This is a genomic window from Flavobacterium sp. AK-301 (assembly GCF_058310215.1).
On the sequence record NZ_JBZEES010000003.1, the window covers coordinates 463133 to 487419 of the forward strand.

The following is a 24287-nucleotide window of genomic DNA, read 5'->3' on the forward strand; positions in this document are numbered from 1 at the left end:
ACCATTAGTGTCTATCAATAATAAGAAACAGCAATGAACAGAATTTATATAGTAAGAACCGTTTTTATACTAACAATGTTAACTGGTTTAGCTTCGTTTGGACAACAAAAAAAATGGACACTTCAGGAATGTGTTAACTATGCATTAGAGAAGAATATTTCAATCAGACAGACAGCTTTAGATAATGAAACGGCAAAAATTGATAAAAGAGGTGCGATAGGCAGTTTTATGCCTTCAGCAACTATAAGTGGTTCCCATTCCTGGAATATCGGTTTGAATCAGGATATTACTACCGGTATTTTAAAAAACGAAACGACTCAATTTACCTCTTTAGGAGGGTCTGCGGGAATTGATATTTATAAAGGACTGCAAAATCAGAATGCTTTGCGAAAAGCAAATTTACAGATTGTTGCTAATCAGTATAAGTTATTGAAAATGGAAGAGGATGTCGCTCTTAACATAGTAAATGCTTTTTTACAAGTATTATTTAATAAAGAGAATTTAAAAGTACAGACGGAACAATTGGCAATTGATAATAAGCAGATTAAACGTACAACCGAATTAGTAAATGCAGGAGTGGTACCAAGAGGTGATCTGTTAGACATAAAAGCGACCGTTGCAGGAGATGAACAGAAAGTTATTAATGCAGAAAACGTATTGTTGATTTCAAAACTAAGTTTAGCGCAGTTATTACAGCTGGATGATTTTAAAGATTTTGATATTATCGATGAGATTCATTCTATAGAACAAAGCCCTGCAATGCAGGAAACACCCTCTTCAATATATGCCAAAGCAAAAGAAGAGCGAACAGAATTAAAAGTAGCAAAATCAAATCTGGAAATAGCGGAAAAAGAAGTTTCAATTTCTAAAGGAGCTTACCAGCCAACTTTACAGGGGTTTTATAATTTCAATAGCCGTATTTCTTATGCGAATGGTTTAGTTCGCAATAATGATGGTTCTTTTACAAATACCGGAGTGACTCCTTTCTGGACACAGTTTAATAATAATAAAGGGCATTCTTTTGGATTACAATTACAAATTCCTATTTTTAACGGATTTAATGTAAGGAACAATGTTGACCGTTCCAAAGTTGCTTTAGAAAGATCCAAAATTGCCTATGAACAGTCAGAGCTGGATTTAGAGCGAAACGTTTATACTGCTTTTACTGATGCAAAAGGAGCTTTAAAAGCGTATGATGCAGCTATATCTGCTGTTGAAGCACGTGGAGAAGCATTTCGTTATGCAAAAGAAAGATATGAAGTAGGAATGATGAATGCATTTGATTATAATCAATCACAGACTTTGTTTGTTAATGCACAGTCAGAAGAATTAAGAACAAAATACGATTACATTTTCAAAGTAAAAATATTAGAGTTTTACTTTGGAATACCAATTATTCAAAAATAATAATTATGTCTAAAAAAACAGTTTATATTTTACTCGGAGTAGCAATAGTTTTAATTGTAGGTTTACTGACTCTTTCTAAAAAAGGAGTAATAGGGAATAAAAATAAAGGCAAAGAAGTTGAAATTGCTACAGTTAATGAAATGACGATTATTGAAACGGTTTCTGCTACCGGTAAAATACAGCCTGAAGTTGAGATTAAAATTTCATCGGAAGTTTCAGGAGAAATTATAGAATTACCGATAAAAGAAGGACAAGCTGTTAAAAAAGGAGATTTGCTGGTTCGTGTTAACCCGGATTTATATCAGTCAGGACTAAATCGCTCTATGGCTAGTCTGTCAAATAGTAAAGCGGGTTTAAGTCAGGCAGATGCCCAGTTAAAAGAAGCAAAAGCAAACTATGACCGAAATAAAACACTGTATGACAAAGGTATTATTTCAAAATCAGAATGGGATAAGGTGGTTTCTACTTATGAAGTAGCTGTTGCGGCAAAACAAGCTTCTTATTTTAATGTACAAAGTGCCTCAGCTACCGTAAGTGAAGCTCAGGATAATTTACGAAGAACAACAATCTATGCTCCTGTTGACGGGACGATCTCAAAACTAGATGCAGAATTAGGAGAAAGAGTAGTAGGAACACAACAAATGACCGGTACAGAAATATTAAGAGTTGCCAATCTTAATAATATGGAAGTTGAGGTTGATGTTAATGAAAATGATATCGTAAAAGTACATATAGGCAATGAGGCAATCGTTGAGGTAGATGCTTATTTAAAAAAACAGTTTAAAGGAACAGTAACCAGTATTTCAAATTCTGCTACTAGCCTTACAGCCGATCAGGTAACGAATTTTAAAGTAAAAGTCAGAATTCTGAAAGAATCTTATGAAGATTTGATTCAGGGAAAACCGGCAGATTATTCTCCGTTCAGACCCGGTATGACTGCTACTGTGGATATTATGACAAAAAGAAAAGAGAATGTACTCGCAGTGCCTATTAGTGCTATTGTTATAAAATCAGATACTACTTCAGTAGCAAATAAAAATAGTATTACTGAGGCAGTTGTAAAAGTAAAAAAAGATCAGAAACTGGAATGTGTTTTCCTGAAAGAAGGAGATAAAGTAAAACTCAGAGTCGTTAAAACAGGAATACAGGATGATACTAATATTGAAGTAACAGAAGGGGTTAAAAAAGGAGATGTTATTGTTGTTGGTCCTTATACTACTGTTACAAAAGAATTAAATTCTGATGATGCCGTTTTTGTAAAAAGTGAAAAAGATAAATCAGCTAAAAAATAATGTCCTATATTCTTAATATTGAAACCGCTACAAAAAATTGTTCTGTAACGATTGCTGAGAAGGGAGTGCCGTTACTCTGCAAAGAAATAGCAGAACAGGGATATTCTCATGCTGAAAAATTACATGTTTTTATTGAAGAAGTATTACAGAAATTAAAATTAACCTATAAAGACCTGTCTGCTGTTGCAGTAAGCCAGGGACCGGGATCTTATACAGGACTCCGTATCGGTGTTTCTGCTGCTAAAGGATTATGTTACGCTTTGGATATTCCGCTGATCGCAGTAGATACTCTAGCTGTTCTGGCTGCTCAGGTCAAAGAAGATAAAGGGTTGATTATACCAATGATAGATGCGAGAAGAATGGAGGTGTATAGTGCTGTTTTTACTATTAAACAGGAAAAAATAAGAAACATTCAGGCAGAAGTGATTACTCCGGAATCTTTCTCCGATATTAGTGCAGATGAAATGGTTTATTGTATTGGCGATGGGGCTTCAAAATGTAAAGAAATTTTAAAGAAAGATAATTTCATTTTCTTAGATTCTATAGTTTATCCTTCATCACGCGAAATGAGTCAACTCAGCTATGAACAGTTTAAAAGAAATAACTTTGTAGATGTTGCTTATTTTGAACCATATTATTTAAAAGATTTTATGATAACTACCAAGAAAAAATAAGGGTTTTGTCTAACGTTTCTAATGCCCAAAGTTGAACGATTGCTCTACTCTACGAAGTCAGAGACTTTGCAGAACAGAATAATCGAATAATCCAAAAATCGAATAATCAGTTTTTAAGAAATGCAGCAAGTTTTACGATTTCAGCATCCTCTTTAAAAGTGATTTTTTCTTTTTTGATAAAATCTTTGATTTCTTTCTCTTTTTCAGGATACAGTTTAACCAACTCCTTTATTTTCAGAGGAAAAGGAGTAACGCCTGTTGCAGTAGTTTCAATATAATATTCTGGTTTCTGAGCCTTATACTGAGCCGGTTTAGAAGTTTCATATCCTGTTTTTGCAATTACTTCCGGAATGAGATTTATTCTTTCTTTTTTCAGCAGAGAATAGTTTTCATTTTCGTTTAATACTTCCAGATAACCATTAGTAAAAACGCCTCCGGCATCCGTATAACTATGTATTTTGTATGTTTTTTTAGGGGCAATAAAGTCGATTTGTAAATCTTTAAGACCTTTGTTGATATAATAAACGACACCATTATTTTCTTTATACTCCATTTCATCTTGAGCAGCATTATAACGTATTCCAACTGTATTGCTGTTCAGACTCGTCTTAGCAGGATAAAATTGGATATCAAAATAAGGACTTCCACTTATTGTTTTGTCCATTTCTACCGTTTTAACCAAGTAGCCGGCATGATCGTTAAGTCCTCCATTAGAACTTTGAGAATATCCAATACTGAATACAGTACTTAAGAAAAAAAGTAGCGTGATTTTCATTTTTAGTAAGTTAGTTAGGATAGGCAAATTAGTGAATTTAAATGAAATAGAATTTAATTATTTTAATTTAAAAAAACCACAACCTATTTAGAATATATTCTAAATTTTTTTATTACTTTTAACAAGAGTTAAGTTAAAACTAAACAAAAGGGTTTCTAAAAATAGTATTTTCCTCTTTTTAGAAACCCTTTTTTATTAAATATCTTTATTATAATGAATATTTTCTATTTTAGAAAGTCGATCTTTCAAAAATTATTTTTTTTCAGTTTTCTTTTGATCCATTGGATAGTATCCGCTCAGGTTTATCCGGTTCAGGTTAATGCGTTTATACGTGCACCATACTCAGATCTTATATCTGAATATGGAACAAGCGTGGGGCAGAAGTTTACCGTACAGCTGATTCCTACGGATATAAAACTTTTTAACAGGCAGGTTCAAATTAAAATATATTTAGAAGGTAATTGTATTCAGGCAATGTCTACCTCTTATGTTCCTTCAACGCCAATTTATCTGACCACAGGTATGCCGGTTATATTGACTAATCTTGATCTTGCTAATCATTTCAAATTGCAGAATCTAAAGGGAATTTCACCACAGCAATATGGGGACAATCTACCTAAAGGCATGTATAAACTCTGCTTTGAGGTGTATGATGCAATCACTGATCTGCCATTGTCCCAAAAATCTTGTGCAAATTTCTATCTGATGTTAAATAATTCTCCGATTTTGAATACGCCTGCAAAAAAAGAAAACATAGTGGCTTACGCCTTTCCAAACATACATTTTACCTGGACACCTTGTCAAGCTGGGGAGGAAAATGTATCGTATGTTTTTCAGCTAAGAGAAATTATTGATCCCAATATTGATTCGCAGATCGAATTTCTGATAGCACCTTTATTATATGAAGAAAATCTATACAGCACTACTTTATTGTATGATTTGAGTAAGCCTGCTCTTATTCCGGGTAAACGATATGCCTGGTGTGTAAGAGCAATTTCTAAAAGGGATTTATCCGATAACTCCGTTTTTAAAAATGACGGTTACAGCAAAATCTTTCATTTTAAATATACCAAAGACTGTATTGCTCCTCTTTTTGCCTTTAGCAAAGAGCAGGATACAAAAAAAGTAAAAATAAGCTGGAAGGGAAATCCAAAAAGTTTACGTTATCATCTGCAATATCGTAAGAAAAATGCAAAAAAAGCCTATTGGTTTGATCTGTATACAAAAAATAATCAGATTTTACTCTATCTGTTGGAAGCAGGGGTTCCCTATGAATTTCGTTTAGGTACTACCTGCGATAATAAGTTGTCCGATATGCAGGAGTATACCTATACCGGGATCAAGTATTTTACCATGTCTGAGGAAAATGCCAACCCAGTGTCAGTTGTAAAATCATATCCTAAAATTAAAATCCTAAAAAAAAATTAATTTTGAACTTAGAGATAGGCGAAATCTTTGTTACAAGTGATTTTCTGGTTACTATTCCGGAATTATAAGGTAGTGTCTTTAGTTGTTTTTAATACGAATTTCTGATTGAGGAAATGGAATATCGATTCCTGCAGCATCATAAGCCATTTTAATTTCCTGGAGAACATCCGAAGACATTGTTCCAAAGTCTGAAGTTTTAGACCAGGGTCTGATACCAAGATTAATAGAGCTGTCAGCCAGTTCTGTAACTACTACAACCGGTTCGGGAGTATCCAGTACCAGAGGGCTGTCTTTCATTACTTTTAGAGCAATTTCCTTTGCCTGTTGTATATTAGAATCATAGCCTATACCAACTGTTAAATCGGCTCTTCTTTTATCTTCTACAGAAAAATTGATTATAGTTCCGTTGGACAGAGGACCATTAGGAATAAATACAATCTGATTATTTCCTGTTCGGAGTTTTGTAGCGAATACATCAATATCAATAACAGTTCCTGTAATATTTTGTGTCTGTATAGTATCACCGATTCGGAAGGGTTTAAAGAAAACGATAAGGATTCTTCCTGTAATATTAGACAATGAATTCTGAAGTGATAAACCGATAGCCAGACCAGCAGCTCCCAAAATGGCTACAAAGGAAGTTGTTTCGATACCTAATTTTGAAATAAACGTAACAAATAGCAGTATTCTTAATGCCCAGACAACAATGTCCATTAAAAAATTAGCAACTGTAATTTCTACATTACGTTTTACCAGTATTTTAGAGACAATTTTTTTAATGAATCGTGTAAGCCATAAGCCAATAAATAAAGTTACAAAGGCAGATATTACTTTAGGGGAATATTCTATAATATCAATTAAGAATCGGTTGATATAATTATCCAATTTATTCATGAGATAGTTAGTTTATTAGTTGAATTAAAGCTTCATCAAAAGTAGTAACGGGCAAATTACAGTTTCTGTTCTGACAAACGAAAAACAGTGTTTTATCTTTAGTAAATCGATTTTTTAAGAACGGTAATGCTGATTCTTTATTGCTTCCGGATAGTACTACATGAGGTAAATACTGTTTGTTAAGTAAGTTGATATATTTCAGGCTTTCTTTACCACAGACCGCAATTTCTTTATTTTGTTCTGATAGATTTAAAAAGACAACAAGCCAGTTTGAAAAAGCAGAAGGATAATCCATTTCCGGAATACAGAGCCGGAGCATTCTGGTAAAAACAGTTTCATAAAATGAATTATGGAAATAAATACTTAATTTAAATAAGTTGTTTGCCATAACAGAATTAGAAGCCGGGATTACATTATCTTCAATTTCAAAATGTTTTGTAATCAGCGCGGTATCTAAATTAGAAGTAAAAGAAAAAAAGAGGTTTCTTTCATCATAAAAATGTTCAAAACAATAATCCGTTAACTGTTTTGCCTGCTGTAGCCATTTCTCGTCAAGTGTCACTTCATATAGGGCAATAAAAGCATCAATAGTAAAGGCATAATCTTCCAGATAACCGTTAATAGTGCTTTTTCCGTCTTTATAATTATGTAGTAAATTACCGTTATCGGTCCATAAATTATCTAGTATAAAATGTGCATTTTTTAAGGCTGTTTCCAGATACTTTTTATCTTCCAAAGCTTTATAAGCATCTACATAACCTTTCAGCATAATTGTATTCCAGGAAGTCAGGCATTTATCGTCCAGTCTTGGGCGTTTTCTTTTTTCCCTTTCTTTGAAAAGAATTGCTTCCCAGTTTTTCTTTCTGGATTCTAATTCAGCTATAGAAATATCATTAGTATGGCTTATAATTTCTAATGATTTGTTTTGTATCAGTACGTAGTTGTCATCTTCCCAGTGACCAAAGGAATTGATGCTGAATAGCTCAGAGAAAAGAGGATAGTCCTCTTTCAGTATATCTTTTAGCTCATCAGAAGTCCAGACGTAAAAAGCTCCTTCTTCCAGATGGTCTTTCGTATTTAAACTATCAGCATCTAAGGCACTGTAAAATCCACCTTTATCATTCGTTAATTCTCCGGAAACAAAAGAAAGTGTTTTCTCAATGATGGTTTTGTATAATGGGTTTTTGGTGCGTTTATAAGCTTCGGAATACAGGCTGACCAGTTGTCCGTTATCATAAAGCATTTTTTCAAAGTGAGGGATATGCCATTTCATGTCTACAGAATATCTTGAAAAACCACCGCCTACTGTATCAAAGATTCCGCCATATGCCATTTTTGTTAACGTTAGATCCACAAAATCCAGTATCTTTTTATTCTGTTTCTGGAAACCATAACGCATTAAAAAAAGATAATTATTAGGCATCATAAATTTTGGCGCTCTGGCAGATCCTCCATATTCCCAGTCAAAACTTTTAGACCATTTTTCAACAAGTATATCAATTTTTTTCTGATTCAGGCTCTCTTCTATACCATTGGTGTTTACTAAAGCTATTCCTTTAAGTCCTTCATGGAGTTTTTCAGCATAGTCATATATCTTTTCGGGATTAGTGCTGTATAGTTCCTGAAGCTGTGTTAAAGAATCTATCCAGTCTGTTTTTCTGAAATAGGTACCGCCCCAAATTGGTCTTCCATCAGGCAGGGTCACAATATTAAGAGGCCAGCCTCCTTGTTTTGTCATTATCTGGACTGCTTTCATATAAACGGCATCGACATCTGGTCGCTCCTCCCGGTCTACTTTAATATTGATGAAATGTTCATTCATAACTTCAGCAACAGTAGTATCCTCAAAACTTTCATGTTCCATAACGTGACACCAGTGACAGGCAGAGTAGCCAATGCTGATAATAATCAGTTTGTTTTCTTTCCTTGCTTCTACCAGTGAATTTTCGTTCCATGCCTGCCAGTGTACTGGATTTTTTGCATGTTGAAGTAGGTAAGGACTAGTTTCTAAATGAAGTTTATTTTCTGTTGCCATAGTGTAAAAATAGAGAAAAGCGATTTAACTTAAAAATCGGATAAAAATAAAGATAAATTTATCAGGGCTTTTTAAAAGAATTTGATTTTTTTGGTAAAAAACAGGAAAAGAAAAAAAACAGAAAATATAGTAAATTGGGATAAATACTTAGTATTTATGTAATTTCGTTATCACTATTTGCAAACACAAAACAAACTATTTGTAAGATAAGTCTCTGTAATTCAAGTCTTAAAATACAAAAATTCCCACAGTTTATAACTTTTTCACACTCTTAACACAAGCAAATATTAATTATTTACTTTGTTAAAAATAAGAGAAAACATATTAAAAAAAGAAAAGTATTTATGTAATCTATAATCATAAATAAAATGCTTTGTAATACTTGAATTTTTTAACAATACTGTTTTGTGTTTAAGTTAAAAATAACGTTTTTTTGTTGAGAAATAGTTTATAAATTTGCCGAATTGTTGTGATAAACTAAATAAACAACAATAATTAGTTTAATAATCTTATACAATAAATCTTGTATAATTGAGTTTATTCTGAAGACTGGGGGATATGGTCATTAGAGTAAATAGTAATTAAACTAGTAGTATGGAGTTGATGGCAGATGGCTTATTTAGAGCAATTATGTATGAAGATAAAATTACCACTTATTATTATCAGATAAGTTAAGTAGATTTCCTATTCCTGAAATTTTAATTCCCCCCTATTTTTTTGATCTTTTTAAGAAGTATTCTTAAAAGGAACAATAATGTATGCAATATAGAAATTGTTATACAACAATTTCCGGATTGTATATGAAAAACAGAATTAGTTCAAAATGAGATTATATTTTAAATAAATTGCTTTACAAATGAATAAAAATACTTTGCTGATTTTTAATAAGATGATGATCAGACGTGGGTTACAGATAATGTTATTATTTTGTTTATTTCCTTTAGCAGCATTTGGGCAAATAACAATCAGTGCGGAAACGACACCTTCGGATTGTTTGAATACCGGAACGCTGGAGATTAAAATTAATGGTACAGGTATCCCTAATCCAATTATTTATGGTATTGTAGAGGCTCCTTATGATGAGGGGCGTATTCATAGTCAGAACGGAAATCCTTTGTTTGAGAACTTACATCCAGGGGATTATTTCTATGGCTATTATCAGGGTAATACATTTATCAAATCTGATAAAAGTATTGAAATTAAAACGTCATCGAATTTTCCTGTATTTGATTTAGAAAATTCAGGAGGGGTAATTTGTGATGCAACAGCAACAGGAAATATTATTGTTATCGTTAATAATACAACTGATACCAAAACTTATTTTATTAAAAAAAGTACAGAAGCTAATTTTCCGGCTAAAGGACAAGTGGATCCTATTTTTACAAGATTAGAAGAGGGTTCTTATGATATAAAAGTGGTTGCCGGCTGTCATGAAGCAGTACAGACTTTTCAGTTGAACCGTGCTGAAAATTTGGATAATATTATTGTAGGGGAGACTCATTTTTGCGTCGGAGAGACTTTGGATTTATCCTTAATATCTTTAGGTCCGTTAGTCAGAGTAAAATGGTTTTTACCAGGTGGTTCTGAATTTATCGGACCTCGTCTAAAGAATGAAAGTTTAACTACGTCAGATAATGGAAATTATCGGGTTGAGATAATTACAGCAACAGGATGTTTTATAAAAGGAGATATTAATATTAAAGTAAATAAGGCTGCAGAAGAACAGGTTTCTGTAGAATTATGTAGTAATAGTGTTGTTTTAGAGGCAGATAAGAAGTACGATTTTTTTTCATGGACAAGAACTCCGGGCGGTCCTGTATTAAGCACTGCTAATTCTTTTAAAGCTACTGCTCCCGGAACTTATATTGTGGTTTGTAAGTCAGCCAAAGATTGTTCAAGACTCACAAGGACATTTACGGTTATCAATTTTAAGAATGAACTTGAAAATCCATTAAAACCATTTGCTAATCAGATAGTAACATGTCCTAATGATGGAGAAGAACTAGCGGAAATTATTTTATGTGGAGCAAATGCAGAAAAAAGAATTTCAATAAAAATACAGGGAATATTATCATTGGTCTGGGAAAAGCTGGATGAGTCCAGTTGTGTTGCTCAGGATCAGGAAAGTTGTGCTAATAAAAACGCTAAGTGTGTTTGGAATACGGTTAGAACTGGGTCACGTTTTACTGCGAAAGATGAGGGGCAGTATCGTTTGACAATTAATTATCCAGGTGGATGCTTCAGACATTTTTATTTTAATGTTTACAAAAATGTATTAAATGCAGTCGTTAATAAAAAAAATATAATATGTAATACTCCGGGAGAGATTAGAATTACTGGAGTACCTACTTCCGGATATGAATTCAGTTTGGATAATATTGCGGGACCTTATACAAAAAACCCGGTTTTTCCTATTACAGCTTTAGGAAATTATACTGTTTATGTAAAACGAACTACAGGAATAGTGGGTGATTGTATTTTTGAAATACCAAATATTGTAATTTTAGAAGAAGACCTGAAAGTTAAAGTTTCTGAGGGAAATATTTCCTGTTTAGATGGTAAAGGAGATATTATTGTAGATATTACAGGAGTAACAACTTCAGATTTACAATATAAGTATGATTTGTATCAGAATAATATCCTTATCAGCTCTTCAGGAATAGTATCAGGGACAGGTAGTAACAGATGGATTTTCCCTAAACAAAATGTAGGGAAATATGAAGTAAGAGTTTCTGTTGATAATGGAGTTTGTAGTTTTACAGAACAAGCAGAACTGGTGGCTTTAGAACCTTTAAGTATCAGTCTGGATGTAGAGCCGTTAATGTGTAACAAAGGTAGTATTGAGATAACAGCAAAAGGCGGTTCACAACAATATACTTACTATGTAAATGGAATAAAACAACTTAGTAATATTGTTTCAATTACCACTTCCGGATTATACAAAATCGAAGTAAAAGATTCAAATGGATGTACTGTTACAACAGAAAGAACTGTTTTTCCTGAAGTATTTCCTACTTATACTGTAAAAAAATATGATATTAATTGTTATGGAGACAAAGGGTCAATTGAAATAGAGAATATTGACTCTAAAGGATATACATTAAGTTACAGTATTAACGGAACAAATTATCAGACCTCTCCTATTTTTACAGGACTATTTGGAGATTCTTATACACTTAGAGTGCGTTATAGTTTAACCATGATTTCAGGGAAGATTATAGAATGTGATATGGCACCACAAACCATCATTCTGGAACAACCTGATGAGGCGCTTGAAGCTTCTGTAGGTATTGCCGAAGATGTAAGTTGTGACCCTACAGGAGCAAACAGAGCAAGGGTACGGGTAACAAATACTGTTGGAGGAACTGCTCCATATGTGTATAGTTTCAATGGAGGAGCTTATACGGATAATATGGAAGCGTATCTGTTAGCAGGTGTAGATCTACCAATAAGTATAAAGGATGCTAAAGGTTGTATTTTTAATATGAAGGTTACAATAAATCCGCCTCCTCCGGTTCCTGTTGTAACACCCGGCATTAAATATTTATGTGCAGGTAATGCAGATATTACTGTAGGTACAAGTATTTCGGATTATGATTATACCTATACACTGACAGATAAAAATGGTACTGTTACAGGGCCACAAGCCTCTAATGTTTTTAAAAACACCCCTCCGGGAGATTATATAGTGGGATCATATTATAATTCTATGGCCCATATGACACCAAGTATTTTATTACAGGATGATTTTGGAGCAGGAGAAGATGCGTCCAGTCCTGAAATTAAAGGTTATAAATTTATTGATCAGAAAAAAAATCCTTATCACTCCCTTGCAGATGGGGAATATACTATAACTAAAAGAATAGAATATCCTCATCCGACATGGTTACAGATTCCTGATCATACAGGGAATTTTGAGGGAAGAATGTTAGTTGTTAATGTAGGAAACAGAACGGGGCAGGATAATCTTATTTATGAAAAAGTAATTAAAGATATTATCCCTAACCAGGATTTAAATATTACAATGTGGGGATTAAATTTATTTAAAGCAACCCATGTTGGAGATGCAGACCCTAATATTACGGTTGAATTAGTTTCTACTATAGATGACCAGGTAATTGCAACACAAAATACCGGAAATATTAAAAGAACCGGTCGCTGGAATTTAATTTCACTTAAACTGAACCCAAAGAATAATGACAAATTGTATCTGAGAATTCGTACAATATCATTAGCATTAGAGGGGAATGATTTAGGACTGGATGATATACAGGTATCTCAGATTCCAATAATTTGTGCTTTTAAGGTTGAAGTGCCAATTGTTGTAAATGACAGGAAATTTACAGCTGTTTTAGATTCCAAAACAAATGTAACTTGTTTCAGTTCAGATGGTAGCGCTACTATTAGAGTAAATGATTTTGCTCCCTATCAGTACAGTATTAATAATGGTGTTTCATGGATAAATGCTGTAGTAAATGCTGCTTCCCAATTTACAGTAAATGGTCTTTCACCTGGTAAACATACTATTCTGGTGAGAAGTTCAAATGGTTCTTGCACAATTTCTGTTGAAGTAACTATTGATAAGGCTGAAGAATTAAAACTTTCTGTATTGAAACAGACTTTGATCAGTTGTAACGTTGTTACTGTAGAGTTGAAAGCAGAAGGTGGATCAGGTCAGAATAAATATGAATTAGAACTTCCTGACGGTACTAAATTACCAGCTCAGACCAGTCCTGTATTTGCTAATCTGAGCCAAAAAGGAAAATATAAAGCCACAGTTACTGATATTAATGGTTGTCCGGCTGTTGTTTCATTTAATCTTATAGAATCAGCACCAATAGTTGCAACGATTGATCCTGCTTCAAATCTTTGTTATACAGGGGCTAATAAAGCAAAGATCGTTCTTGCTATATCAGGAGGTAAAGCACCATATTCATATAGTCTGAATAATGGAGTGACCTGGTCTTCAACAGCCTCTTCACCTTTGTTTACAATATCTAATGCAGTACCGGGAACTTATAATTTTCTGGTTCGTGATCAGTTAGGTTGTACCACAACCATAAGTCAGATAATAAACAAAGAGTTAATTGCTTCAGCAGTAGTAGAAAAAGAACTGGACTGTACAACAAGTCCTAAAGCAAATATAAAAATAACTGTACAAGGAGGTATTGCTCCTTTTCAATACCAGGCATACAAAAACGGAGCGCCTATAGGTGGTTCAGTTAATCTGATAGGATCTTCAGCAGATTTTATAACCGCAGATGCGGGGAATTATACGTTTAAAATTACAGATGGCAAAGGTTGTGAGTTAATCACAGCTGTAGCTATAATTGAACCATTAGTGCCTCCTGTTGTAACAGCAACTCCAGCAGCAGTTATTAATTGTCACGGTTCAGAAACCGGAGTGATTAATGTAAAAGTTACCCAGGGGAAAGCTCCTTATGTAATTACAGTTGTTAATACAGATACTAGTAAAGATTATGGAACTCAGACTACAGGTTTACCTGCCGGGAATTATAAAGTAACTGTTGTTGACGATAATAAGTGTAGTGCTTTTGTAACCGTAAAAATAAACGAAAAAGATCCGGTTCATTTCTCTCATACTGAAGAAAATATCTTATGTGGACCAGGAGGAGTAGAACCTACCATTAAAGGTAAGATTCATATCCATGCAGTTACAGGAGGAACCGCACCTTATACATATTATTTAAGAAGTAATAATGGTGTTTTACTTGAAACATATGGTCCTGTTACAGATGTAAATTATACTTTTGATATTCTGGAATTCGGGTTTTATGAAGTTCAGGTTATCGACGCAAATGGTTGTCTGTTTTTTGAACGTAACATTAAGATTGCTTCACCACCGGATGATCTGGATATTACTGTATTGCCGGCAGCCGGAGATTGTACAACTCCTGGTTCAGCTATAATTACTGTTGATGGAGATTTGTTAGGTTCAGGACCCTATTTTTTCGCCATTTATTATAAAGATATTCCACCTTATACTCCGGGGCATCCCGATTATCAGTCGGCAGACAGCGTAGATGGTTTGTCTACCACTTTTAATAATCTTATTCCCGGTATTACGTATAGTTTTATTGTTTATGATGGTACCACACGTTGTTATTATTATAAAACGGCAGATTCAGCTATTCCTACGTTATCGACTCTGACTTCTGTAATTACGCCTAAAAATGTAACCTGTACAGGAGCAAAAGATGGAAAAGTAAGTTTTAGTTTTGATAATTATAAAGCAGGTACGACTTCAGTAACCTATCAGGTTTATAGTGCTCTAAATAATTCACCTATAGGAATAGAAGGAAGTATTGCTGTAACCGGAGGATCTGTTACAGTAAACGATTTGGGACCTTTAGTTCCCGGTAACTATTTTATTCTGTTTACAGAAAAAACAGGAACGGTTAACGGTTGTACTCAGGTTTCTAAAGATTTTGTTATTTCTGAGGCTATAAGAATGTTGAGTGTTTCTGCAAAGGTTACTAAAAATGAGAATTGTAATGCGAAAGGGCAGATTACAGTAACAGCAACAGACGGAACCGGTAAATATCAGTATTTTATTCAGCCAGATACCGGAGCAACAGTTCCTCCTGCAGCAAATGCAGCAGGTTGGGTTAAAAACTCTGTTCTTTTCAGTGCAGCAGGTAATTTTATTGTTTATGCCAAAGATGAGAATGACTGTATCAAAGAAGTTAAAATTACTTTACCAAAAGATCCGAAACCTAAATTTACTGCAGCTCTTGTTGATGCTTGTGCGGCAGAAGGTAAATTTAGTATTAAAGTAGACAGAACCGTTATTACTAATGAAGTAGGTCCGTTTACCTATAGTCTGAACGGAAGTGCGTTTGTTTCAAAAACAGATCATTTTACCTATTCAAATTTAAATTCGATAAAACAGACCCTTATAATTAAAGATGGTAACGGTTGTACATTCGAACATATAATCACGATATTAAAACCACTGGATCTGACTGCAATCGTTGTGAAACAACCGATGTGTGATACTAATAATGGAGAGGTTGAGGCAACCGCTTCAGAAGGTTCCGGAAATTATACTTATAGTTTATTAAATAATACAGGAACCGAAATACGTCCGTCACAACCTTTATCCATATTTACCGGATTAGGGCATGGAGACTATATTATTCGTGTCAAAGATGCTGGGACACTTTGTTCTAAGGATTTCCCAATAACATTAGACAAGCCGAGCCCTGTAGTTTTTGATGCTATACCAACTCCTGCTACTTGTTTTAATGGGAATGATGGTATGATTACCGTTACTTTAGATGCAACGAATATCAATCCTCCGTATCAGTATAGTATTGATGGCGGTACTCTTCAGAGTTCAAATATTTTTAGAAATCTGACTGCAGGAAGTTATCTTATTAAAGTAGTTTCGGAAAGAGGCTGTGATCTTGAAAAAACGGTTATAGTAGGTCAGCCTGCTATTATTGATGTAACCGGGATTCCGGTTGTAAAACAGTTTGGCTGTACTATGGGTAATGCTACAAATAGCGCTGTTATTACTGTTGATCCTTCAAAAGTTAAAGGTGGAAACGGGAAGTATCTTTTTGAATTAAAAAATGCTGCCGGAAATAGTATAACTTCTATTGATAATACAATACAACCGGTTAAACCAGTACGTTGGAACATTATCAATACAGCAGGAGGTACTTATACAGTGAATGTATATGATACTAATGGCTGTATAGGGTCAACAACCGTTACCATAGCTCCTTTTTATGAATTAGTGAGTGCCACGGTTAAGGTTACCGAAAAAATAAGCTGTATCAATGCAGGAGAAGACGTTGAGATCATAGTAATGACCTCAGAGAGTACCGTTATTCCGGCTGATCCGAATGCATTTGAATACAGTATTGATAGTGGAAAAACATGGCAAAACACACCGATCTTTACAGATCTTCCGGTAGGTTCTTATATTTTTACAATAAAGAATAAAACCACTGGTTGTGTAATTCGTACGCCTCATACTGTGGTAGAACCAAATGACATAAAGGTTGCTCTTTCTAAAACAAATGAGGTGGTTTGTAAGGGAACCACAACAGGCACGGTTACTTTTTCAATAAAGAGTGCCGGTTATTCAGGAGCATTTAAGTGGGATATCTTGGTTTTTGGTACCACAACTTCGGTTATGTCAGGTACGTATACGACCGGACAAACAAATCCGATTGTTAATTTAGGTTCTGGGAAATATACCCTTACAGTAGAGCAACAGAATTTTCCAAACTGTCCAAAATCAATAGATTTTGAGGTTTTTGAACCAGAAGCTGCTCTGGCATTAAGCGTAAAAGAAACTGCTGGTGTAACTTGTGATCTTAACAAAGGAGAGATCAGAGCAACAGCAACAGGAGGTTGGGGGCAATATCAATATCAGTTGTTTAATAAATCGACTAACAGTATAGTTAAAGCTTTCTCAGGAATATGGATCTTTAATAATTTATCTCCGGGAGATTATGAAATTACAGTAAAAGACCGTAATGGTTGCGAAGTAACAGAGAAGATCAAACTAAAGGAGCCTGTTCCAATAACAGGAACTATTGTTACAGATAAAACAGAACTATCCTGCTTTGGAGACAAAAACGCTGCTATTACAGTAGCTGCTGCAGGTGGAAAGGGTGTTTATACCTATGTTTTACATTATGAGAACGGTACAACATCAGTACCTCAGTTAAGCAATGTATTTTCAGGTTTAGGAGCCGGAAAATATTATGTAACGATTCGAGATAACTGGAACTGTAAAGAAGTGACCAATACTATTGAAATTAAACAACCAAATCCTGTTATTGCTACTTTATCTGTTGTAAGTACACTTACCTGTGAAGACGGAGCTGTACTGGAAATGACAGTAACAGGAGGAACTGCACCGTATCAGTATAGTACAGACGGAACGAATTTTTTCCCGCTTGTCAAAATAGAGGTACAGGCAGGTTCTTATAAATATTATGTAAGAGATGCTAACGACTGTAAAGCGGTAGTGACTAATACAGTTGATATCACTGCAATTATACCGTTAACAGTAGATTTAGACCTTTCAGGTGATTTCGTAGGCTGTAATATAGGGAATACCGATGCCGAAATAATAGCAATAGCTAAAGGAGGTTTAGGGAATTATAAATATACATTAGTAGATGCAGGAGGAGCAATGGTTCGTCCGGAACAAGATTCAGGTATTTTCAGTAACCTTGGACCGGGTACTTATAAAGTAAAAGTAAAAAGTGGGGATTGTTATGGAGTTTCCAAAGAGATTATTATAAAAGAACCGAGTCCTCTTGTTGTAGACAAAACTCCAACAGAAGTGAGTTGTTATGAAAAAACAGATGGAAAAATCAGTCTTTCGGTTACCGGAGGCTCAGGAGAGTATCAATATGCGATATCCCCTGATCTGAATAAATTCAGTTCAAAAAGCACTTTTGATAATTTAGGTGCAGGTACATATGATATTATTGTTCAGGATAAGGAGACTGGATGTTATGAACTGTTGTCTGTTACAATCACAGAACCGGAGGAATTAAAAGCAACCGGTATTACAACCCAGGAGTTATGTAAAGGAGATGGTAAAGGAAGTATAACAGTAACTCCAACAGGAGGAACCGCACCGTATTTTACCAGTTTAAATAATATAAAAGGACCCTATGTTGAAGGACAGGTTGAATTCACGGATTTAGAAGGAGGTAAAGATTATTCTATTTATGTAAAAGATGCCAAAGGTTGCTTTACCGAAACGTATTTCTTTTTAGATAAACCGGTAGACTTTCAGGGAAGTTATAAATTAAAACCGGTATGTGACAATAATGTACCGACTAATACAGTGGTGGTAACGATAAATCCGGAGCTTGATCCTGCTGATGTTACCTATTCAATGGACGGAATAGCATATCAGTCCAGTAATACTTTTACCGGAATTACGAACGGACAACATATTGTCTGGATGAAGCATACTAACGGTTGTATTCAAACAATAGAGGAATTCACAACAGATAATCAGCCGATCGTTGCTACTGCGATATCAAATGTAATACTCTGCGGAGGTCAGTCAACAGGAGTTATTGATATAACCGCAACGGGTGGTACAGGAATATTGCAATATGCAATTTCAACTGATCCGGATGTATTTCAATTGGCACCGAAATTTGAAAAATTACCAGCAGGTTCTTATACCGTTTATGTAAAAGATGAAATAGGCTGTATTGTAGCAATTTCGATTGATGTAGTAGAAATACCAAAACTTGAAATAACCGCAGAAAAAGTAGTTGAACTTTGTTACGGAGATAAAGACGGTATAATTGAGGTTAAGATTAAAAATGGAACAGCACCTTATTCTACGAGTATCAATTCTGGTAGAGACATAGATTTTGTTCCGAATCGTGTTGTATTCGAGAATTTGATAAGTGGTGTGACATATACGATTTATGTAAAAGACGCTAATGGATGTATTGTTTCTGAGGATGTAGATATGCCAGCTGCGATCAATATTAATCCTGTGGCAGAGGTTACCTACAATTGCGATCAGCAGAACGTAAGAGGAAATCAGGTAATAATACATGTAAATGCTGAAGCAGAAAATGAGGTCTTGTATTCTCTTGACGGAGGTACCCCGCAACTGTCAAATACCTTTACTAATCTGAGTCTTGGAACACATAAAGTAGAAGTGTCACATGATAGCGGCTGTAGTAAAGAGACGACTCCATTTGAAGTTGTTACCATAGTCCCGTTAGATCTGACCCTTTCAGTAGGCGGACTAAATGAAATAATAGCAAAAGGAAGCGGTGGAACAGGTACATATCGTTATTATTTTAATGCGAAGGATTATGGAAGTCGTAATACATATAAAGTAAAAACAACAGGTATTCATACCGTTACCCTTGTTGACGAAGGTGGTTGTCAGGTAACAAGAGATATATATATGGAGTTTCTGGATATAAAGATACCGAATTTCTTTACGCCGAATACTGATGGACATAATGATACCTGGACACCAAAAAACATTGATGATTTCCCGAATATCAAAACCTATATTTTTGACCGTTACGGAAGAGAAATGGAAAGGTTAAAACTAGGAGATTCATGGGACGGAAAATATAAAGGGACTTCATTACCGGCAGGAGATTACTGGTACGTTATTAAGTTAAACGGAGATGAGGACAGTAGAGAATTTGTTGGAAATTTCACTCTTTACAGATAAACGAAAAGGTATTCAGTCAGTTATTCACAATAACTGACTGAATACTATTTTCTTCCAATTCCCTTTCGATAAATTAAAATTTTTTTGATAAAAAATAATAATGAAAAAAATAATAATGCATTTTATAGTCGCATCCGGCTTTATAACAAATCTATATTCACAGGAATTAACGATTCCCGCCCAGACACAATATCTGGCGGATAATCCATTTAGCATAGCAGCGACTTACGCCGGTATCGGCGATAATGCAAAAGTCAGAATAAACGGATTAACACAATGGGTAGGAATTAAAGATGCTCCGGAAAATCAGTCGCTGGCAGCAGATTTCAGAGTTGCTAATCGTTCCGGTCTGGGATTGTTTCTGTACAATGATAAAAATGGATATACAAAACAACAAGGAGGTAAAATAGCCTTTGCACATCATCTTATATTAGATAAATATACAGAGAAGTATCTGTCCTTCGGATTGTCGTATAATTTCAATCAGTTTAAAATTGATATTGATAAATTTGATCCTAATATTACTGATCCGGGGGTATACGATAATCGTGCGATTACGAATCATAACTTTGATGTGAGTATGCTGTACAGAGAGAAGAGTTTCTATGCCAATTTTAGTATTGCTAATATTCTGAATAAAAATATAGATGATTTTACAGGGATTGAACCGATTGCATTAAGAACCTATCAGCTTTATACCGGTTATGTATGGAAAGAAGATCGATTAAGTAATTTTGAGATTGAGCCTTCCGCTTTCTTTCAGTATTATGAAAGTGACGGACGTTCAAGTACAGATTTAAATTTAAAGTTTCGTTTTTTAGAATATGAAGATTATTTCTGGGCAGGAATCACCTATCGTTTTTTAAACGATCAGATGTTAAAGCCTTTAACTATCGGACCGATGGCAGGACTGAAGAAGTCAAATTTCTATTTTGCTTATTCATATCAAGTAACTACTAATGGTATTATGGGCTATAACTCAGGAACACATATGGTCACTCTGGGACTTGACCTGTTCCAGGGAATAAGCGATTGTCCTTGTATGGTGACAGCTCTTCCTTAAAAATGTAAGAGGTTTTTTGTGAAATGTAATTAAAGTAAAATGTTTTTTGTAAAAAGTTAGCAGAGCTATGAATAACCTCTCACTTTTTACAAAAAACATTTTTTTTACAAAAAGAGTAGTATCGTAATCATATACTTTTTAATTTCCTACAGAATATCCAAAGACATTATTCTGAAATCTAAAGTTTTAGATCCACTATTAAACTTACTCTTCCCGTATTCTCTATAGAAAATTGATTATACTGCAACTTCAGATACCACAATAAAAGAAGAAGTTTTAATACCTGATTTTCAAATAAAAGTATCAATAGTAAAAGCACAATCTTTCGGATAGCCGTTAGTTGTGCTTTTTTGTTATTATAATTATATAATAGAATATCGTTTTTAGCTCATAACTTGTTAATTAATAAGGTAAAAACAGATTGACATTCAGTTTTGTATTTTTATTTGATTCTTCTGTGTTAAATAAACATATTTAAACCTTGTTTTTTACGGGATATTTAATTTATTATCTATATTTCAAACAGTTTTTTGATGATAAAGCCACATAAGCACAATATTTAAACATATACACAATATTAATGTTTATAATTATAAATATAGTTTATAAATTTGCCAATTAATTATAATAGTTTTATAAATTTATAAAAAACGAAAAAAATCAATTGATTTCATTTTGACGCATAGAGAAGTCTTAGTTATGGATTAGGTTTATGTTTCAATCAAGGTTGATATATTCGATAGTGTAAATGTTTAATTAAAATAGGTAGCAGGAAGTTTCTTTTTCTGTATGAATTTATAGATTTTTCTATTCTTAAATTTTTAGGTTCTTCCCTGTTTTTATTTTTTAAATAAATTGATTCATGATGAATAAAAATACTTTTTTTATTTTCAATAGTGTGGCAAATAGTAGACTGTTTATTTTTTTATTATTTTTTTGTTTGTTTCCTTTAATAGGGTTTGGACAAGTAACTATTAAAGCAAAAGCAACACCTTCAGACTGTTTAAGTACTGGAATGCTTGAAATTGAGATTATCGGTACCGATATTCCTAATCCTATTGTTTATGGTATTGTAGAAGCCCCTTATGATGAATTGAATATTCAGATTCAGAGAGGTAATCCTTCGTTTAAAAATTTAAAGCCTGGAGACTATTTTTATGGCTATTATCAGGGAGCTACATTTATTAAATCTGATGAAAGTATAGAAGTTATAAATAATTATGATCCATCTTCTCCGACTTTATCCGGATCTACTTATCATTATGCTTATTGTAAAGGTGTAACAAATCCTTTAGGAATGGTGAATGCTAGTTGGTCAGGAGGAAATAAACCGTATGTTATTTCTTTACTGGATCAAAATGGAGGTGTGGTTCAGGAAGTAGCAGGGGATTATAAATTTGCTAGTTTTCAAAATGTTCCGGCAGGGAAATATAAATTAAGAGGTGTAGATGCTTGCGGAACAGTTTTTTATGGTATTACTTTAGATAAAGAAGATTACTATATTGTAAAACCAAATGTTATTTATAAAGATTTTACATTAAGCCTCCCCCCCTTTAATCCGGGTACAAGTGGTTTTCACGTAGAGTATAATGAAATAGATGATGTTTGTTCCGGTATTAAAAAGGCAAGTATAATAAACCCATGGTCGGTGGTATTTAGTGGTAATTCTGCTGATGCTATAAAGGATATTACTAGTGTTACCGGAGGACCTCTTTTTTATGGAGATAAACTCAAACAGGCAGTGTTCAAACTGGAGATTCAAAATGAATCAGGAGGTTTTGATGTGTATGATAATCTGAAGTATAGTGATGTAACATCAGGAAATGATTATCCATTACCTACAGACAGAGCTAAATGGGGGATTGTAAAATTAACGGTTACGATTTGTGATATCACAAAATCGAATACATTTGATTTAGCAAACTTCACTGCTTTTAGACAAACTCTTCCGGAACGGAAAAGCATTACTATTAGTGATGATCCGGACGGATCCAGTTGTGAGGTTACTAAAAAGGTATTGGCAGTTTTTGACAGCATGTCGGATTATCCGGCACTAAGTGGCTGTTATCCTTTTGTTATTGAAGTTACAGAAAAAGGAACGCAAAATGTACAAAGAGATACTGTCTCCAGGGAAAGACGCACCGCAAAATATTTATTAGATATAGGAAAAACATATACTTTTAAAATTGTTGATGGTAATGGTAATGAACTAAAAAAATATCACTTTCTAAACCAGACTTCGTCTACTTCATCAAAACCAAGACAAGACGATCCGTTAAACGTGTATATTGACCCACAGTATTTTGAGCCTAAATTTGATAAGTTAAATTTTGTCGATGGTCCCGCTTTACATAATATAGGAAAGTCAGCTCTTATAATAGAAGGAGTATTAAGTTCTTCAGGATTAGTTTTTCCGTTGAAAATTACAGCAACAGAAGGACCTTCTCCAATTAATGTAACGGCACGTGCAACTCCTAGTGGATTCGTAGGTTTAGGAAATAATTTAGAACCGGGAACGTATAAAATAAGAGTTAAAGATGCCGGTTGTTTTGATCGGGAATATACGGTTGTTTTAGCAAGTTATATTTCGAATATTAGTTTAGATGAAGTACGTTATAAATCAAGCCCAAGCAGTTGTAATCGTTTTATTATTTACGGAAAGATTAAAGTAGTTGCTGTTGGGAAAGGAGTAAGTACACAAATTAATTTTATTTATGGTAATGCATATGCTTATCCTCGCCTTATTTCCGGACCATCAGGTTTAGATTATTTTAATGCGAACGGGATCAAAATTTCAGGAAATGGACTTTTCTCATTTTCTTTTTCCGCTAATATTCCCGGTGAGTATAAAGTGGCTTTAAGCGGAAAGGACGGACCTAATAAATTTGTGACTCAAGAAGAGCTTCTTAAGGGCACAAATATTATTTCGACAACAGTATTGACAAGCTTCCCTTCGTTTGATTTAGCAAATTCAGGAGGCGTTATCTGTGGTAAAGATACAAAAGAAGGAAATATCTCTGTTGTTGTTAATAACGTATCCGGTATTAAAGAGTATTTTATTAAAAAAAGTTCAGAAGCAAATTTTCCGGCTAAAGGACAAACAGTACCTGTTTTTACAGGATTAGAAGAAGGTTCTTATGATGTAAAAGTAGTAGCGAATTGTTATGAGATAGTACATACTTTTAAGCTGGGACGTGTTGAAGTTTTGGATAATATTATTAGAGGAGAAACCCAATTTTGCATTGGAGAGACTTTAAGTTTAAACTTAATCCCTTTAGGACCGTTAGCCAGAGTAAAATGGATTTTACCAGATGGTTCTGAATTTACCGGACTTCGTTTAGCTAAAGAAAATTTAACTCCTGCAGATAGTGGGGAGTATCGGGTTGAGGTAATCACAGCAGGAGGATGTTATATAAAAAACTCGGTTAATGTTAAGGTAAATCAGGCTGTAGAAGAAAAGGTCTCTGTAGAATTATGTGGAGACAATGTTCTATTAGAGGC

The 24287-nt window shown here is 34.1% G+C and carries 10 protein-coding genes; 7 read left to right on the forward strand and 3 right to left on the reverse strand.

Annotation, left to right across the window (positions count from 1 at the left end; genetic code table 11):
- The first annotated feature begins 33 nt into the window (after positions 1-33).
- The 3 genes from AC4FQX_RS07915 to tsaB are packed head-to-tail and all read left to right on the forward strand — an operon-like array spanning position 34 to position 3373.
- On the forward strand, positions 34-1407 hold the full coding sequence (locus AC4FQX_RS07915) for a TolC family protein (RefSeq protein ID WP_491167139.1): 1374 nt from the start codon (positions 34-36) through the stop codon (positions 1405-1407).
- Between the two features lie 5 nt (positions 1408-1412).
- Positions 1413-2699: an efflux RND transporter periplasmic adaptor subunit gene (locus AC4FQX_RS07920; protein ID WP_491167140.1), complete on the forward strand. Its 1287-nt coding sequence runs from the start codon at positions 1413-1415 to the stop codon at positions 2697-2699.
- Positions 2699-3373, forward strand: coding sequence for a tRNA (adenosine(37)-N6)-threonylcarbamoyltransferase complex dimerization subunit type 1 TsaB (gene tsaB, locus AC4FQX_RS07925; protein ID WP_491167141.1), 675 nt, complete (start codon positions 2699-2701; stop codon positions 3371-3373). Before AC4FQX_RS07920 ends, tsaB begins: the two co-directional genes overlap by 1 nt.
- A gap of 106 nt (positions 3374-3479) precedes the next feature.
- Here the strand turns inward: tsaB and AC4FQX_RS07930 are convergent, their stop codons facing one another.
- On the reverse strand, positions 3480-4148 hold the full coding sequence (locus tag AC4FQX_RS07930; protein ID WP_491167142.1) for a hypothetical protein: 669 nt from the start codon (positions 4146-4148) through the stop codon (positions 3480-3482).
- Between the two features lie 273 nt (positions 4149-4421).
- Here AC4FQX_RS07930 and AC4FQX_RS07935 point away from each other — a divergent pair, with 273 nt between their 5' ends.
- Entirely contained in the window at positions 4422-5576 is a 1155-nt protein-coding gene (locus AC4FQX_RS07935; protein ID WP_491167143.1) for a hypothetical protein, read from the forward strand.
- A gap of 78 nt (positions 5577-5654) precedes the next feature.
- On the opposite strand, the gene AC4FQX_RS07940 is transcribed toward AC4FQX_RS07935, so the two are convergent.
- Complete coding sequence (locus AC4FQX_RS07940) at positions 5655-6470, reverse strand: mechanosensitive ion channel family protein (RefSeq protein WP_491167144.1); 816 nt, start codon at positions 6468-6470, stop codon at positions 5655-5657.
- 7 nt (positions 6471-6477) lie between these two features.
- Positions 6478-8505 (reverse strand): thioredoxin domain-containing protein, encoded by a 2028-nt coding sequence (locus AC4FQX_RS07945; RefSeq protein ID WP_491167145.1) that lies wholly within the window; start codon positions 8503-8505, stop codon positions 6478-6480.
- 856 nt (positions 8506-9361) lie between these two features.
- Here AC4FQX_RS07945 and AC4FQX_RS07950 point away from each other — a divergent pair.
- The 3 genes from AC4FQX_RS07950 to AC4FQX_RS07960 all read left to right on the forward strand — a co-directional run.
- Entirely contained in the window at positions 9362-19723 is a 10362-nt protein-coding gene (locus AC4FQX_RS07950) for a T9SS type B sorting domain-containing protein (RefSeq protein WP_491167146.1), read from the forward strand.
- A gap of 100 nt (positions 19724-19823) precedes the next feature.
- Positions 19824-20786 (forward strand): PorP/SprF family type IX secretion system membrane protein, encoded by a 963-nt coding sequence (locus AC4FQX_RS07955; RefSeq protein WP_491167147.1) that lies wholly within the window; start codon positions 19824-19826, stop codon positions 20784-20786.
- A 940-nt stretch (positions 20787-21726) separates the two neighbouring features.
- The coding region (locus tag AC4FQX_RS07960; RefSeq protein ID WP_491167148.1) for a hypothetical protein at positions 21727-24287 on the forward strand (2561 nt) is incomplete at its 3' end.

What these genes read in the sequence shown, in the direction of transcription:
- AC4FQX_RS07915 (WP_491167139.1), top strand. Translation starts at nt 34, where the DNA reads ATGAACAGAATTTATATAGTAAGAACCGTTTTTATACTAACAATGTTA.
- AC4FQX_RS07920 (WP_491167140.1), top strand. Translation starts at nt 1,413, where the DNA reads ATGTCTAAAAAAACAGTTTATATTTTACTCGGAGTAGCAATAGTTTTA.
- tsaB (WP_491167141.1), top strand. Translation starts at nt 2,699, where the DNA reads ATGTCCTATATTCTTAATATTGAAACCGCTACAAAAAATTGTTCTGTA.
- AC4FQX_RS07930 (WP_491167142.1), bottom strand. Translation starts at nt 4,148, where the DNA reads ATGAAAATCACGCTACTTTTTTTCTTAAGTACTGTATTCAGTATTGGA.
- AC4FQX_RS07940 (WP_491167144.1), bottom strand. Translation starts at nt 6,470, where the DNA reads ATGAATAAATTGGATAATTATATCAACCGATTCTTAATTGATATTATA.
- AC4FQX_RS07945 (WP_491167145.1), bottom strand. Translation starts at nt 8,505, where the DNA reads ATGGCAACAGAAAATAAACTTCATTTAGAAACTAGTCCTTACCTACTT.
- AC4FQX_RS07950 (WP_491167146.1), top strand. Translation starts at nt 9,362, where the DNA reads ATGAATAAAAATACTTTGCTGATTTTTAATAAGATGATGATCAGACGT.
- AC4FQX_RS07955 (WP_491167147.1), top strand. Translation starts at nt 19,824, where the DNA reads ATGAAAAAAATAATAATGCATTTTATAGTCGCATCCGGCTTTATAACA.